This is a genomic window from Kitasatospora sp. NPDC056138 (genome assembly GCF_042264695.1).
Lineage (GTDB): Bacteria > Actinomycetota > Actinomycetes > Streptomycetales > Streptomycetaceae > Kitasatospora.
Window position 1 is genome coordinate 1 of sequence record NZ_JBHJVK010000117.1, and the last position, 14147, is coordinate 14147.

At 71.7% G+C, this 14147-nt stretch carries 16 protein-coding genes and 2 pseudogenes; 4 read left to right on the forward strand and 14 right to left on the reverse strand.

From position 1 onward, the window contains the following. A partial coding sequence (locus ACFC1R_RS37085) for a hypothetical protein (RefSeq protein WP_375946135.1) occupies positions 1–445 on the forward strand: 445 nt, incomplete at its 5' end. Between the two features lie 186 nt (positions 446–631). On the opposite strand, the gene ACFC1R_RS37090 is transcribed toward ACFC1R_RS37085, so the two are convergent. Both ACFC1R_RS37090 and ACFC1R_RS37095 read right to left on the reverse strand, forming a co-directional pair. Continuing rightward, positions 632–1444 carry a hypothetical protein gene (locus tag ACFC1R_RS37090; protein WP_375946136.1) on the reverse strand — a complete coding sequence of 271 codons (813 nt, stop codon included), beginning with the start codon at positions 1442–1444 and terminating at the stop codon, positions 632–634. Further along, positions 1342–2517, reverse strand: coding sequence for a hypothetical protein (locus ACFC1R_RS37095; protein WP_375946137.1), 1176 nt, complete (start codon positions 2515–2517; stop codon positions 1342–1344). Before ACFC1R_RS37095 ends, ACFC1R_RS37090 begins: the two co-directional genes overlap by 103 nt. A gap of 212 nt (positions 2518–2729) precedes the next feature. Between ACFC1R_RS37095 and ACFC1R_RS37100 the strand changes: the two are divergent. Beyond that, positions 2730–3244, forward strand: a pseudogene (locus ACFC1R_RS37100) (winged helix-turn-helix domain-containing protein); the annotation flags it as partial. Further along, positions 3136–3747, forward strand: coding sequence for a transposase (locus tag ACFC1R_RS37105; RefSeq protein WP_375946138.1), 612 nt, complete (start codon positions 3136–3138; stop codon positions 3745–3747). The pseudogene ACFC1R_RS37100 and the gene ACFC1R_RS37105, both read left to right, overlap by 109 nt. A gap of 564 nt (positions 3748–4311) precedes the next feature. On the opposite strand, the gene ACFC1R_RS37110 is transcribed toward ACFC1R_RS37105, so the two are convergent. The 5 genes from ACFC1R_RS37110 to ACFC1R_RS37130 all read right to left on the reverse strand — a co-directional run bounded on the left by ACFC1R_RS37110 (position 4312) and on the right by ACFC1R_RS37130 (position 8715). Next, positions 4312–5202 (reverse strand): hypothetical protein, encoded by an 891-nt coding sequence (locus ACFC1R_RS37110; protein WP_375946139.1) that lies wholly within the window; start codon positions 5200–5202, stop codon positions 4312–4314. Positions 5203–6838: 1636 nt separating this feature from the next. Further along, on the reverse strand, positions 6839–6985 hold the full coding sequence (locus ACFC1R_RS37115) for a hypothetical protein (RefSeq protein ID WP_375946140.1): 147 nt from the start codon (positions 6983–6985) through the stop codon (positions 6839–6841). Positions 6986–7411: 426 nt separating this feature from the next. Continuing rightward, on the reverse strand, positions 7412–7765 hold the full coding sequence (locus tag ACFC1R_RS37120) for an STAS domain-containing protein (protein WP_375946141.1): 354 nt from the start codon (positions 7763–7765) through the stop codon (positions 7412–7414). Beyond that, entirely contained in the window at positions 7762–8001 is a 240-nt protein-coding gene (locus ACFC1R_RS37125) for a DUF6296 family protein (protein ID WP_375946142.1), read from the reverse strand. The genes ACFC1R_RS37120 and ACFC1R_RS37125 overlap by 4 nt, the downstream gene beginning before the upstream one ends. A gap of 273 nt (positions 8002–8274) precedes the next feature. Continuing rightward, positions 8275–8715 (reverse strand): hypothetical protein, encoded by a 441-nt coding sequence (locus ACFC1R_RS37130; protein ID WP_375946143.1) that lies wholly within the window; start codon positions 8713–8715, stop codon positions 8275–8277. A 240-nt stretch (positions 8716–8955) separates the two neighbouring features. On the opposite strand from ACFC1R_RS37130, the gene ACFC1R_RS37135 reads away from it, so the two are divergent. Next, positions 8956–10188 carry an MFS transporter gene (locus tag ACFC1R_RS37135; RefSeq protein WP_375946149.1) on the forward strand — a complete coding sequence of 411 codons (1233 nt, stop codon included), beginning with the start codon at positions 8956–8958 and terminating at the stop codon, positions 10186–10188. 67 nt (positions 10189–10255) lie between these two features. Here the strand turns inward: ACFC1R_RS37135 and ACFC1R_RS37140 are convergent, their stop codons facing one another. From ACFC1R_RS37140 to ACFC1R_RS37170, 7 genes and pseudogenes are all read right to left on the reverse strand, one after another. Further along, positions 10256–10681: a hypothetical protein gene (locus ACFC1R_RS37140; RefSeq protein WP_375946144.1), complete on the reverse strand. Its 426-nt coding sequence runs from the start codon at positions 10679–10681 to the stop codon at positions 10256–10258. Positions 10682–10714: 33 nt separating this feature from the next. Next, positions 10715–10849 (reverse strand): hypothetical protein, encoded by a 135-nt coding sequence (locus tag ACFC1R_RS37145; RefSeq protein ID WP_375946150.1) that lies wholly within the window; start codon positions 10847–10849, stop codon positions 10715–10717. An 18-nt stretch (positions 10850–10867) separates the two neighbouring features. Further along, positions 10868–11400, reverse strand: a pseudogene (locus ACFC1R_RS37150) (phytanoyl-CoA dioxygenase family protein); the annotation flags it as partial. Beyond that, complete coding sequence (locus ACFC1R_RS37155) at positions 11397–11597, reverse strand: hypothetical protein (RefSeq protein ID WP_375946145.1); 201 nt, start codon at positions 11595–11597, stop codon at positions 11397–11399. The pseudogene ACFC1R_RS37150 and the gene ACFC1R_RS37155, both read right to left, overlap by 4 nt. A gap of 298 nt (positions 11598–11895) precedes the next feature. Then, entirely contained in the window at positions 11896–12735 is an 840-nt protein-coding gene (locus ACFC1R_RS37160) for a helix-turn-helix domain-containing protein (RefSeq protein WP_375946146.1), read from the reverse strand. Between the two features lie 30 nt (positions 12736–12765). Continuing rightward, positions 12766–13281, reverse strand: a complete 516-nt coding sequence (locus ACFC1R_RS37165) for a DUF6879 family protein (RefSeq protein ID WP_375946147.1) — start codon at positions 13279–13281, stop codon at positions 12766–12768. A gap of 408 nt (positions 13282–13689) precedes the next feature. Further along, on the reverse strand, positions 13690–14043 hold the full coding sequence (locus ACFC1R_RS37170) for a hypothetical protein (RefSeq protein ID WP_375946148.1): 354 nt from the start codon (positions 14041–14043) through the stop codon (positions 13690–13692). Positions 14044–14147: the final 104 nt, after the last annotated feature.

Genomic DNA, 14147 nt, shown 5'->3' on the forward strand with positions numbered 1-14147 from the left:
ACGTCGTCCACGTCGATGGCGAGGCGGGAACCTACCTGGTGGTCGGGTTACCCAAGGGCTGAAGCCCGAGCCGGGGATCCGGTGGCAGCCCGAAAGCACCGCCGGCGGCGACGGCGCGGCCTCGCACTTCACCGACCCGGCCGACGCCGAGCGCGACCAGCGCCGCGTCTGGGAGCGGGGCGGCGCCGATCCCGCCAAGCAGCCCGACACCGTCCTGTCCGGGCGCGCCGCGGTGGCGCTGCTCAACGCGCTGCACGGCACGGTCCACCGGGGACTGGAGGCGGAGCGCGGCATCGAGACGTGGGCGCTGGCGGTGACGGCGTACGAGCGGATCGCCGAGGTCGTCAACGCGACCCGGCCGCAGGCGGCGCGCGCCGAGGACCGTGCGGAGGACCGGACTCGGGTGGAGCTGGACGACCGCAGCCCCGGCGCGGCGGCCGGCTGACCGAGGATCACGTACCGATGGCTGGGGCTTCGTTGTACAGGGCCACGACCCGCAGGTCGGCCCGGTTCAGATAGGTCGGTGTCAGCGAGCGAACTGATCCGCCTATGACTCAGCGGCAGCCCGGACTGGAGTGCGCCCGGCGGCCTCCCGCCGGGTGTGGGTAGCCGCAAGTCGAATCCCTCGGCCTTATCGGCCCCGCCTGAACAGCCGTTTCAGTCCCCGTGGCTGGCTTGGGGCCGCCGATGCCTCCGATTCGTCCTGTTCGGCGGCGTACGCTGCCATGTCGTTGCGGCGTCGGTCGATCAGGTCGTGGGCCAGGCTAAGGGATTGCTGGTCGAGCCAAGGGCAGGCGAGGAGCAGGGTGCAGACCGAGTCGAGGATGGTCACGTCGCGCTGCCGGTAGGCGGATGCCACCGCGAGGAGGCGTATGCGCAGCTGCTGCCCGATGTCGTGGCGGGTTTCCGGGTGTGTCCAGGCCACCGCGACGAGGGCGAAGCCGGCGGCCTCCACCGCCCAGTCCTCAGGTCCGAAGAGCAGATCGAGGAGGATCCGTCGGCGGTCGGATCCGTGCCAGGGCTGGTCGGTGCGGTGGTGGGCGATTCCGAGGCAGGTGAATGCCTGGACGGCGCGGATCCACAGTTCAGGCTGGCGGGACAGCAGCGCCTGGCCGAGCTCGTCCTCGCGCGGTGCGGGAGGATGGGCGAGCACACCGAGCAGGTCGTCGAGCGGGACACCCGCCAGCTGGACCGCCTGATCGTAGGCCTCCGGTACATGGGCCCAGACCACGTTGGCGGCCTGCCGGACGAGTTCGGCGCTCTCCGACGAGGGAGCCGCGACGGCAGGGAGCGGGTCGAGTCCGTCGTAGCGCCAGATACGGACGCCAACCGTGCGTACGGTCAGGCGCGGATCCGGCTTCCGAAGCTCGCGGTAGGTTGCCGACGCGCCGGGGAAGCCGAGTCGGAGGGCGAGCAGGGTGCTGGGCGGTTCAGGCTCCGACATCTTGATGACGAAGCCTTCGGACAGCTCGCTGCTCGGTTCCGTAAGGAGCTGGTGCAGGAGCCTGATCGATGGTTCCGCGGCTGCGTGGACGATGCCCAGCCAGGGTTTGCGATGCTGAGACGGGCGAGCAGCTCGTCGGCCAGCTCGTGGTCCGGGTGGGCGCGGGAGTGGTCCGCCAGGGCGAGCAGGTGGTTCATGCCGCCGTCGACCTGGTAGCGGAGAGCGTGGAGCAGGGGCGCTGCCATCGGATGGTCGGGCTCGTGGCGTAGTGCGCGCTCGATCCAGGGAAGTCCGGCCTCTGGACGGCCGGTAGCCGCATACAGTTCAGCCACCTCGCCTGCCAGATGACCGTCGAAGGGCTCGTCGTCGAGGGTCGCCTCCCAGACCGCCAGAGCCTCGTTCGGCTTGGCCCCGGTCCGCAATGCCCAGCCGAGCATGACGGCTTCGAGGCGGCCCGGGTTGATTCGATGTGCGTGCCGGGCCCGGTCGATGGCGTGGTCGGTGGCGTCGAGCAGACGGGGCAGCGCGGATGCGAGGGCCAACAGGCGGGTGTGGTCGGGGTGTCTGTCCACCACAGCGGACACGAACCGGTCGAAAGGCCGCAGGGCGGTGCGGACGTCCTCGTGCAGCGGCTCCCTGAGCGTGGCCGTGGCGCGGGCGGTCGCGTGGGCGACGGTGTCCGGGGCGATCAGTTCCGGCAGGTCCTCGCGGAGCAGCCAGGCCGCTTCCGCCCAGGGCAGGGAAGGCTTGGCTTCCATCACCGCAGCCAACACCCCCAGGGCCGTATCCCAGTCGCCGGCCGCCGCCCGCAGGTGTGCGTGGCAGGCGGCAGCTCCCAGGGATGCGTCACCGTCGATCGGGAAGTGTTCCATGGCTGCTGCGGGGTCTCCGACGCGGGCACAGAACTCGGCGAGGGCCTCGTGGACCTCCGGCAGCCCCGGATCGGTTGCCATGGCGTCGGCCACGTGCGCCGCCGCGTGTGGGAGGTCACCCGCGTCCATCGCGAGCCGTGCGATGGCGACCTCGCCCTCCGCCGCCAGCCGCTGATCGCCGCACTCGCTGTGCCGTCTCATGCCATTCCCCCTCGCGTGCGGCGTTCGCACCAGAGCGTCAGCGGCTGGGGGAACATCCTTCCGATGGACTGTTACTGACCTCGGCGCTTCAAGGTGATTGGCCTGTTTGTGTAGCTGGCTGACGGTCATTTGCGCGCTATGCCGTTGGTATGCGCTATGCGGATGGGGGCGGTCTGACGGCGAAGGCACGTCAGCGCCGCGAGGAGGTGCGGCTGGAGGCCGCCGGGTTGTTCGAACACGGGGTCCCTCCAAGGGAGGTGGCCCGCAGGCTGCGGGTGACCGCGAAATCGGCCTACCAGTGGCACCAGGCCTGGCGGGAGGACGGGGTCGGCGCGCTGGCCTCACGGGGACCGGGTGGGCAGCGATGCAAGCTGTCGGCACGGTGCCGGGAGAAGCTGGCCGAATACCTTGAGCAGGGGCCGGCCGTTCACGGCTGGGACCAGGACCAGGTGTGGACCGGCGCGCGGGTGGCGACGCTGATCGGCCGCAAGTTCCACGTGTCTACAGCGTCTCGGGGGCCACCCGTCTGATGCACCGGCTCGGCTTCACCCCGCAGGTCCCCGCGCGCCGCGCCGCGGAACGCGACGAGCAGGCCGTGGCCGCGTGGAGGGAGGCGACGTGGGCGGAGGTAAAAGCGCCCGGGCGGCCTGCAACGGCTGGCTCTGCTTCGAGGACGAAGCCGGGTTCACCCGCAGACCGCCCAAAGGACGCACCTGGGGACGCCGCGGCATCACCCCGATCGTGCAGGTTAGCGGCAGCCGCTCGGGAAGGATCTCCGTCGCCGGACTGCTAGCGATGCGACCCGGCTCACGGACCCGCCTGTGCCACAGGCTGCGGCGCCACACCGGGCGCAAGGGCGAGCGCCGCAGCCTGTCCGAACACGACTACATCGGGCTGATAGACGGGATACACCAGCTGGTCAAAGCGCCCATCGTGCTCGTGTGGGACCGGCTGAACACCCACGTCTCCCACGCGATGCGCGACCTGATCAACGTGCGGGACTGGCTGACGGTGTTCGTGCTGCCCGCATACGCACCCGAGCTGAACGCGGTCGAGTACCTGTGGGCCCACGTCAAACGAAGCCTGGCGAACCTCGCCAGTGTCGCCCTCGACCGGCTCGAAGCCCTCGTCCGCAACCACCTCAAGCGACTGCAGTACCGCTCCGACATCCTCAACGGCTTCCTCGCCGGGACCGGACTCTCTCTCGACCTCCCACCGCCATCACCTTGAAGCGCCGAGGTCAGTATATCCGACCGGCTCGCGGCGGCCCCACCTGACCCAGTCGTTCAGCCCGCGCCGCGCCCCTGCGGCGCGCCAGATCACCCCGCGTGCCGCGCCGCAGGCGCCAGTCAGCGCGACCGGTCCTGCCCGGCCGCCCGGCCCCCGGCGCGGACCGGGGCCGGGGGCCCGGTGCGGATGCGCGCCGCCTCGACAGCCTCCGGCTACCTCGGCCCGCAGGGCGATCATGGCGGGCGCATCCGCACCGCGAGGACATCGACGGCGGGCGCGAGGCCGGCAGGGCACCACTGATCCGTGGCGAGGTCCAGGTCAACGGCGAGTTCAGGGACTACCACTGGTGGAACCGCATAGGGCTGGGAGTCGAGATCGACCTCACCCGAGGGCAGTTCCGGCCGGAGGAGATTGTCCCCGAGATCTGCTCACCCACGGAGTCAGGCTCGACCGTGGATCAGCGAACCGCTACGTCAAAGCCTTCCGGGACCTGGCCTGTTCGGGGCGTGGGCAAGCCCTTGGGCCGACCGTGGTCGGTTGGCTGCCAGGAGGACGGCCTCGAGGTCACACGTTCTGCCGGTACGCCCGCTGGACGGTGAGCGCGGCCTCGGTGGGGCTGTCGTGCAGCAGGGGCTGGCGGGTGGCTCTGTCTCCGAGGAAGGCCCCCTCGTAGAGCGCGGCCCACCGCGCGACGCCGCCGATGCCGCGCTCCACCCAGCCGACCATGTGGCCTTCACCGGTCACCAGCCACACATCCGGGGTCGCGGACCAGCCGGCCAACACCCAGTAGCCACCGAAGAGCGAGGGCTCCAGCGGGACGTGGACATCGGTGCCGCCCAGGCCGCGCAGCAGCGGATCCCGCGGCACCGAGATGAGGGCGTCCGGGCGGCCGTGGGGCGCGGCCGGGTCGGTCGGCGCCGCCGCGGCCGCGGTGGTGGTGGGTGCTGGAGAAGCTGGCGGTTCGGCGAGCGGGCGGATTCGCTGCTGGGCAAGGCGCAGGTCGACCAGGTCGCGCAGTCGGCCGCCCTCCGGCCCGGTTTCGTGACCGTCACGCATCACACCGCCGTCAGCGGGCAGCGCCCTATCGAGGGTTTCGTGGCTATCACGGAAGTGAGGCTGGGCAACATCCCCGGCACTGGAGCCGGTTTCGTGACCGTCACGCAACTCCAGCCCGGGTGAGGGGTCTGCCTTCTGTGGTCGGGCCTGTGCCGGAGCGGTCGGCGTGGTGCCGGCCGGGTCGGCCTCTGGCCGCGCGCCCTTCTCGCTGGTGTCCGCCTCCCGGCGAGCCAGGGCGGCCTGCTCCATGAGCTGGTCATCGGCTGTGCGCAGCGCGGCGAGCGCGGTGTCGGCTTTGTCGCTGTCTTGGCCGAGGGCGTCGCAGTAGGCGGCGGTGGCGGCGGGGATGGCGTCGGCGAGCTCCAGCAGGCTCGCGTGGGAATCGGGTGGTGCGGCCACCTGCTGGCCGGCCTCTGTGGGAGCGGGCTCGGATGCGGCGTGGGCACGGCGGCGTCTGTACGCCGCTGACCGGCAGGCGGTACTGCAGTAGCGGGCCGGTCGGCCGGTCGCGGCCGCTTGCAGTTCGCCGCTGCATGCGGCGCAGCGGGCAGCGGACGGTTCCGGCAAGTCGAGGAGGGCGGGCTGATCCATGGTCACGGTGGCGAGCGTACGTGTTTCGTGACGGTGTCACGGAACCGGGGTTCGAGGAGCGGTGCCCGGCGCGCGGCGCTGGCCCGCTGGGCCGGGTTTTCGAACCGGGCTCGCTCATGTTTCGTAGCGCGCCACGAAACCCCCTGCGCCACGCCCCGCGCGAGCACGCCCAGTTTCGTGATGTGCGACGAAACAGGAGGATGGCACGGATCGCGCAGCGGTCCGACTTCCGTGATGCGACACGCAACATCCGCTCCACCGGTTGGGCAACGCGTCCTGGAAATAGGACGACGCCCGCGGTCCAGCAGGGCTGGCTTCCTTCGTCCGGCGGTCCGCTCGAAGATGAGTCCTGACCGGCGTGGCTCTCGCGGTCACCGTCGCTGGTCGGGGCCGCAGGGAACAGCACGCGAATCGCGCAGAGCGTCACAGGCCCGGTGTGCGAAGCTGTCTGCGCACGTAGGGCGGCCGAGGTCAGGCACAGCTGGAGGTGGCCCGCCTGAGTCGAGGCCATGTCCGGCTGCCTGATAGCCGCAGCGAAGGCGACGGCCACCATGTGCGGGGGCGAGCTCGGGGCAATGGCCGGCAGGCGCCCGGCACGACTTCGCCTGTCGGCGCACAGGAAAGGGCAGCTGTGGAAGCGAGCGGTCAGGAGCAGGCGCTGCTGGTGGAGTGTCCGCAATGCGGCGCGCGGCCGGGTGTGATGTGCGGCGGCCGCGCTCAGGCCCATCCGGTCCGCTTTGGCTCAGCCCGACTTCGTCCGGCCGGGCCCGGGCTCGGCCACCAGCGCAGCGGCCCTCCCCCGGCTGCCCGACCTGCGTGGGACCGCGGCGGATACGACCGCGAGACGCCGGACTGGACGGAGTTCTACGTCTCGCCGCTCGGCCCGGCCGGGGGCGAGATCCGATGCTGTCTGCTGCTACGGGATCCGGGCAGCTGCCCGGTCTGCGACAACGGCTGCTGGCTGTGCGGCGCACGGCCAGGACGGCCCTGCATCAGCCTGCCGGGCGTCCGCCGGCTCGAGGCCCTCGCCCACCCGCCCCGCCTGTGGCACCTTGCCCCGGACGAAGCCGCCGTCTACCGGCAGGCGCTCGCCCATTTCTGCCCGCACTGCAACGCCGCCACCGGACGGCTGTGCCGAACGGTCCCCCGCAATGACGGCCGCCCTCAGCACACGAAACGGCCTCATCGGGTTCGGCGCTGACCAGGTGTGCGCCAAGACCAGGGCGCATGCTTGGCCAACGGCGAGCCGCCACTGGGACGGAGAGATGAGGGGCTCGAATCGCCCGGCCGCTCGCGAGACACGGCCTGACGCGGGTCGGCTGGCTGCGGTGGAGCGGTTGCTCAGGTCGGTCGGGACGGTCTTGCCGGGATAGCGCCCCAGTGGCCGCCGGTGAGGCGGCGGATCAGAGCCATGTCGCGGCCCGACTCGCCTGCGGGGGCCGCGTCAATAGGCAGGGCACGGTGCGGAGCCGTCACGGACGCTGATCCGCACGCACCGTCGGTGATGCTTCGTGCCCCCGGTGTGGGCCGGGGCCCGGTCGTCGTAGTCGGTGCCGTGGACCCGGCCGCGCATCAGCGCTTCGTCGTCCATGCCGGTCAGCATCCCAGCCGACACCGGGAGGCCGTCACCCCAACGGTGACGGCCTCCCGGTGATCAGTACTGCCATGGATTCCACGGTCCGGCCAGCGGATCTCCGCGAGCGCGGAGAGCCATGATCACCCGGTTCCAGGATGTGCCCGACCCAGGGAGCAGGCAATAACCGACACGGCCACGCGCCCCGGCCCGGAGAACTCCTGGCCCTGTCCGGGCCATCCCTACCCGCCGGTCAGCCAGAAGACCTCAAAGGAGCCGCCCACTCGTGGTCGGGACGGGCGGCCGCCGCGGTACGGGGGGTGATCACGGCGGCCGCCGGTCGGATCGTCTCACCCGCCCGCTCGACGAGTCCAGTAGCAGGGCGGCGCCCTGTGATGCCACGGCAGAACCGGCAGACCGGGAACGCACGAGCGCCGGCCGCGGCTACACGGGCGGAGCCGGGTCGATCTTGAGCACCTGGTCCGCCGCGGTGACCTCCAGAAGCCGGAGCAGCTGCGGCGGCGGTGCCGACAGGTGCAGGTCGACGTCGGCCTGCTCGGCGAGCAGCCGGGCGCGGAGGAAGAGGTGGATCCCGGCCAAGTCGCAGAAGGCGATCGCGTGGCAGTCGAGGATGACGGTGGTGACGCCGGGCTCCTCGATCGCCTGGAGCAGTTCGGTGCGCAGGTGGGGTGCGGTGTCCTGGGCGAGGTCGCCGGCCGGGGTGAGCACGCGGCATCCGGGGGTGGGTGCGTGGGTGTGAACGGTCAGCTGGGGGGCGGGCCCTGTGGGTGGGGTCATGGCACGATCACGGAGGTCACCGGCTGCTCCGTCGGGACGCTGTCGGTGTCCAGGAGGCGTGCGACACCGAGGTGCTCGATCACCGCGCGCACCGCACCGTCCGGGTCCTCGTAGACCGGCAGACCCCCGACCACGTCCGGGGTCCGGTGCACCACCACGACCCGCGGCGTGGCGTGCATGACCGCCACGTCGTCGGCCGGCAGGAGCAGCGCGTAGCGCTGCACGACAGCATCCATCCCCCGATCCTGCCCCCACCCGACCCCCCGCGCCGCCCGACCCGGCCGAGCGCCGGCCGGCTGCCTGATCGCCGCGCTGGAGGACGCGGCGCCCGGGCGAGGGGACTGGCACGGGACAGACTCCGGCCGCTCGGCACGGGGCCGGGCGGCCGGGCTGTGTACGGGCCCGGCCGCCCGAGGGCTTCACCGTGCGGCGCCCTGGCCGTGGGGTGTACGTGCCGGGCGGTGTGGAGCAGGCGCAGCCGCGCGCCCTGGTCGGGGCGCTCGGTGGGTTCAACGACTGGCTGGCACGGCGGGTACGGTCAGCCGGCAGGTACGGCGCGGTCCGCCGGGCTGCGCGACTGCGGACTGCTCCAGGGCCTGCTGGGCGATGCGGACGTACGCGCCGAACGCCGCGTCGGGCAGCAGTTCCGGCAGGATCCGCGTCAGGTGCCAGGCCTCTCTCAGGCCCGGAATCGTGTCGAAACCGCTGATGTACTGGCTGAGGAGTCGGCCGAAGCGGGCGCTGTAGGACGAGCTCGCGGGCTGGCTCACGGTGGCGGCCTCGGCGGCCTGCGTCGCGACGCGCAGGAACGTGGCGAGTTCGTCGGCCGGGACGAGCTCAGCCGCCAGGAGCGTCACTGCGACGGCGGCCTGGTGTGACGGGGGCAGGCTGGCTCCGAACTGCTCCTCCAGGAGATCGGCGAGCGCACCGCGGTACCTGATGATGTCCATGCCGTCAGAAAGCACGGAATCCGGCTCAGGGGCCTGCCGACCCGCCGGTCCGGGTGCTAGTCGGACAACCCATTCTCACGCCGAGGGTCAGTCAGCGTACCGAGCCGGGCCGGGTGCCTGTGGCGATCGGGGAGTCTGCGACAGGTGATCTTCAACTTGCCCTAGGGTTACGGGAGTTCCCGGTGGCGAGCCTGCTGCCGGGACTTCGTGCTTTCCGGAGGGCGAAAGATCTTGCGATACGTGCTGCTGCTGCGGCGGGGCCCGCTTCCTCTCCTGTGGGGCGCGCAGACGGCGTCGGTCTTCGGTGACCGACTGTACGCGCTTGCGGTGATGTGGCTCGCCTGGCAGAGATCCGGCGGCGCGGCGATGGGCCTGGTGGCCATCGCCGAGTCGGTGCCGTACATCGTGCTCGGCACCGTCGGCCGGCGGGTGATGGAGCGGTTCACCACGCTTCGCGCGCTCGCCTTGGTGGACCTGGTCCGCATGGTGCTGGTCGCGGCGCTGCCGTGGACGTGGGAGGTGTTCGGCACGCCGGGGCTGCTGGTGTCGGCCGCGCTGCTCGGGGTGGGCGGGGCGCTGTTCGATCCGAACCTCGGGGCGCTCGTCCCGGACCTCGTGCGGGCGGAGGAGGTGCAGGCCGTCAACGGGCTGATGGACTCGACCAGCCGGATCGCCCGGGTCGCCGGGCCAGGGTCCGCGGGCGTGCTGCTGGCCGTGATGCCGATGGCCGGGCTGTTCTGGCTGGACGCGGGAACGTTCGCGCTCTCCGCCGTCGCCCTGGCCGTGCTCGGCGCAGGGAATGGCCTCCGGGCATCGGTACCGACAGGTGCGAGCGCAGCCTCGGGGGCCGGGCCGCGGGCACGGGTGCTGGTGCGCACGCACCCGGAGACCGGGGTGGTGCTGGCTGTCCACGGGATCGTGATCTTCGCGGGGGCGGTGTCGATCGTGATGCCCGCGCTGGTGGCGGTGCGGCTCGGCGGCGGCATCGGCACGTACGGCGTGATGCTCGCCGCCACCGGGGCCGGGTCGATCGTCGGCAACGCCATCGCCGGGAACGTCGGCCTCCCGAAGGCCCTCCCGGCGTTCTACTGCGCCGCGTGGAGCGTCTCCGGGGCGCTGATGGCGGCGACCGGTTCGGTGAGCACGGTCACCGAGCTGGTGGCGGTGTCGGCAGCGTACGGGGCTGTCTCGCCGTTCCTGGCGGTGTCGCTGTCCACGCACCTCGCGCGGTTCCCGCCGGCCGCTCGAAGGCGGCTGCTGACACTCGACCAGACGGTCATCCGGACGATGGGCACCCTCGCGATGGCCGGGATTCCCGCGCTGGCCGCGGCCCACCCGAGCGCCGGGTTCACCGCCGGCGGCCTCGCCACCGCCGTGGTGGGCATCGCCGGGTGCGCGGTCGTGGTGTGGTGGGCGAAGACCCGCACGCCGCTGCCGGGCGCCGAGCCGGTGCTGGAGAGCGTGGGCGGCTGAGGGCATGTGGCGGGGCCGGACTCCCTGGTGGTGCGGGGGTCCGGCCCTTCGTGCTGTGGGTCTCAGATCAGGCGATCAGGGACCAGTGGGTGACGGTGATATCCTCGAGCGGGATGCCCAACTGCTGGTAGATGCGCTGGTGCATCGCGCCGAACCAGGCGTCGCGCCGGTCGGCGAAGAACGTCGGGTCGTACCAGGCGACGCCCAGCAGCACGGTGCCGCCACCGTTCGGGTTGCCGGTCTCCGGCTCCCAGTAGGTGCATTGCCAGTCCCAGAGCATCAGCTCCTCCGGCCGCTGGCGCAGGCGCTCGTCGGAGGCGCGCAGGGCCTCGATGCACCGCTCGGCGGTCGCGGCGTCGAGGCAGTAGTAGGTGCAGTCGGACTTGCCGATCGGGGTCTTGTCTGCGCGGCGGGCCGCGTCGGCGTCCTCCCCGGTCAGGACGCGCACGCGGGTCACCGCGCACGTCAGGTCGAGCGTGTCGAGGATGGTCACGGTGGTGCTCTCCTCTCCCTTGGTCCTGGCGGACTACCAGCCCGTGCCGCTGATCGGCACGACGCTGGGGCTCGTGGGGTCGCGCCGCACGATGCCGTCCGGCGCGGTGTAGCGGACGTTCAGCCCGATGCGGGCGCTTCCGCTGGTGTTGGTGCCAGAGCGGTGCACCAGGCGGCCGTCCATCAGGACGGCGCAGCCGGCGCGCAGCGGCACGGGGACGGTGGTCTCGGGGGTGAAGTCGGCCGTCTGGTCGGCGCGGCCGCGTCCGGCGCGTTCGTCGGCTCCTTCTCGATCGGCAGGTAGCCGGCGCGTTGGGAGCCCGGGGCGATGTGCAGGCAGCCGTTGGTCTCGGTGGCGTCGGTGACGGCGAGCCACGCGGACACCGACCGCTCCGGGTGCAGTTCGAGGTGGGCGCCGATGCCGTCCTGGTGCCAGGGGATCGCGAAGGCGCGGTGCGGCCACTTCACGACGAGGAAGGTGTTCTCCACCGCGACGTCCGGCCCCAGGACCGCCTGGACGGCGGCGAGCAGGTGCGGGGAGCGGACGGCGAAGGCGGCCCAGTCCTCGGTGAGGTGGGGGTTGCGGACGATCTCGTGGTCGCGGTGGGCGGCGGTCAGGAGCACGGCGCGGCCCCGGGCAGCGCCGGGGGTGGACCACTCGATCGCCGAGCTGACCCCGCGCCGGCCGAGGATGCCGCCGGCCTGGGTGAGTGCGGTCACGATCGGCCTCCGTGGATCGGGCAGGCGCAGGCCGGCCAGCCGGCTGCGGGGTGGGTGGCGTGGGCGCTCACGTCGTCGGCATCGACGGTGACCGGGCCGGTGTCATCGTGGCGGGTGCCGTCCGGCGCGATGCGGTATGAGCGGATGGTCAGGCCCGGCTGGCGCTTCTCCGGCGGCACGAAGTCGGGGCCGGTCATCGCGATCCTCGGCAGCGCAGCTCGCGGAGAAGCCGCGCCCTGAGCAGGGCGCGGGCGTGGTTCGGGATGTGGACCACCGTCTGGCCGCAGGCCGTCACCACCAGGTCGCCGCTGGGGTGTCGAAGATGCGGTCTGCTTCCGGGCATGGCAGTACTCCAGCGCGTCGCGGGGGTTGGTCGCCGCCCGGGGCGTCCACGGTGCCGAGGGGGATCGGTTCAGTTCTCGCACCGGGCGGCATCAACGACGGTAGGGAGTAACCGATCGAACACTCAACGAAGTTGCGCGGGATTACACGGATTCATCCGAGCACGTTGATCGCCGCCGTGATCAGGGCGCGCGCCTGCGCGCCGCGCACCGCCAGGTCGGACAGCTCGGCGAACACCTTCTCGTACATGGCGATCTCGCTGGGCTGGGTGATCGTCAGATATCCGGACACCAGCTCCACGTTGACCTGGGCCTGGTCGTAAATCCAGAACCCTTCCACCGGCCAGCCGTTGTCCCGGTCCGGCCGCATGGGCAGCACGCCCAGGCTGACGTTGGGCAGCCGGCCGACGGTGAGCAGGTGGCGCAGCTGCTCCAGCATCACCGGGCGGCCGCCGAGGCCGTTGCGCAGCACGCTCTCCTCGATCAACAGGGCGAAGCGGTGCCGGCCGCCGAAGAGGATGTGCTGGCGGTCCATCCGCTCGTCGACGGCGGCCTCGACGTCGTCGACCAGGCCGCGCCGGTCGCGGATCGCGGTGGTGTAGGCGCGCGTCTGCAGGATGCCGGGCAGCACCCACGGGGCGTAGGCGCGGAAGCTGCGGGTGCGCTCGTACAGGGGCCGCACCGCCTGCTGGGCCTGGCGCAGGCCGGAGCGTTCCATCCGGCGCCACTCCAGGAACATGGCATCGGCCTGGCGGCTGCGGGCGATGAGGTCGGCGGCCTGGTTGTCGGCGCCGCACGCCGCGCACCAGGCGCGGATGTCCGCATCGGAGGGTGGGGTCTTGGCGTTGATGATGCGGGAGGTCTTGGCGGGGGTCCACCCGCACCGGGCAGCCAGCTGCTTGCCGTTCAGGCCAGCGTCCAGCATCAACTCGCGCAGGCGCTGTGCGACGGCCTTGCGGGCGGCCTGGGCGCTGGACGACGGAGAGGCTGGCATGGTGTCTGGCTGCCGGTGCGGGTGATCGGGTCAGACCGAGTACTGCTCGTGCGGGACGGCGCGCTCCCACACCGCCTCGAACGCCGCGACGCAGTGCTTCGCCAGGGCGGGGTCCTGAAGGATCTCCTCACCGTGCTCGGCGAGCTGCCCGTCGCCGGTGAAATGGTGGTAGTGCACCACCTGGTGGTCGAAGACCCAGAAGTCCAGCCCCGGCAGGCACAGGTCCTTTGTGTTGCGCCTCGGCAGCCACCGGACCTGTTCGCCGGCGGCCAGGTTGCCGAAGGTCAGGTCGTGCTCGTAGCGGATGTAGTCGTGCACCGGCTCCGAGACGATCCGCGCCCGCCGCACCACCACCCCGCGGCCCACGGCCTCGGCCACCGCGTCATGCCACCCGTGCCACCACGAGCCGCGATCGGCCGCATCCAGGCGCTTGCCGTGCTGGAAGGCCAGGAACTCCGGATCGTCCAGCATGTAGGAGTCGCGCATCTCCAGATGCACCGCTGAGCGCTGCGCCCTGGCGAGCGCCTTACGAACCGGTGTTGCCACGTGGAGCCTCTCCGTCAGGCCGCGGGATGAACTGGAGCATGTTGGCGGGCAGCCGGATCACCGTCTCGTGCTCCGGGACGTCGGTGGTGTGGCCGGGCACCGAGCCGACCTCCTGCGCCTGCCGGACCGTAGCCTCGTCCGCCTTCCAGGACTGAATGATCAGGTCCCCGGTCTCTTCCTCCAGCCAGATCGTCGGGGACTGGTCAGATGGGGTGTTCGGCCAGAATCCCCAGAAAACGTAGCGTCACAGCGGCCTCCCGCACCAAGTCGGTTACACGGACTTGCACGACGCTCCTCCGGTGCTGGCGGACCGTCAAGAGCGTGCGGGCGCAGCACGACGGCACGCGCCACACGACTGGGCCCGGGGTAAGAAATTCTTACCCCGGGCCCACGGGTCGGGTTGGGTGTCTACCTGGCGGGAAGGACTGCGGACCGCTCCAAGGCTCGCTGTGCGAGCCGGATGAACGGGACGAACTCGCCCTTAGGCAGCAGGTGCGGGAAGACCCGCCCGAGATGCCAGGCCACCGTGAGCCCCACGTGATCGCGGTCCTCGTAGAGGTCGCCGAAGGCGCGGTGAAGGCCTCGGTCGAGGCAGTCCGAGTAGACGCCGCCCAGGAGGCGGGCCGGCTGCCTGGAATCCAGATCGGCTTCCATCGCGACGTGGAAGAACGTGGCGAGCATGTCGGCCGGAAGGGCTTCGGCCAGCACGTTGGTGACGCCGGTGGCTGCCTGGTAGAGCGCGGGAACGGCCGTCAACGCCATCACGCGGCTGAACTCGGCCTTTCCGGCAACTGGAGCGCGGGCTTCGGGACCGTCAGCTCCAGGCCTGGTTCTTGCCACCGTTCCCGTACATGACGTACACGTCA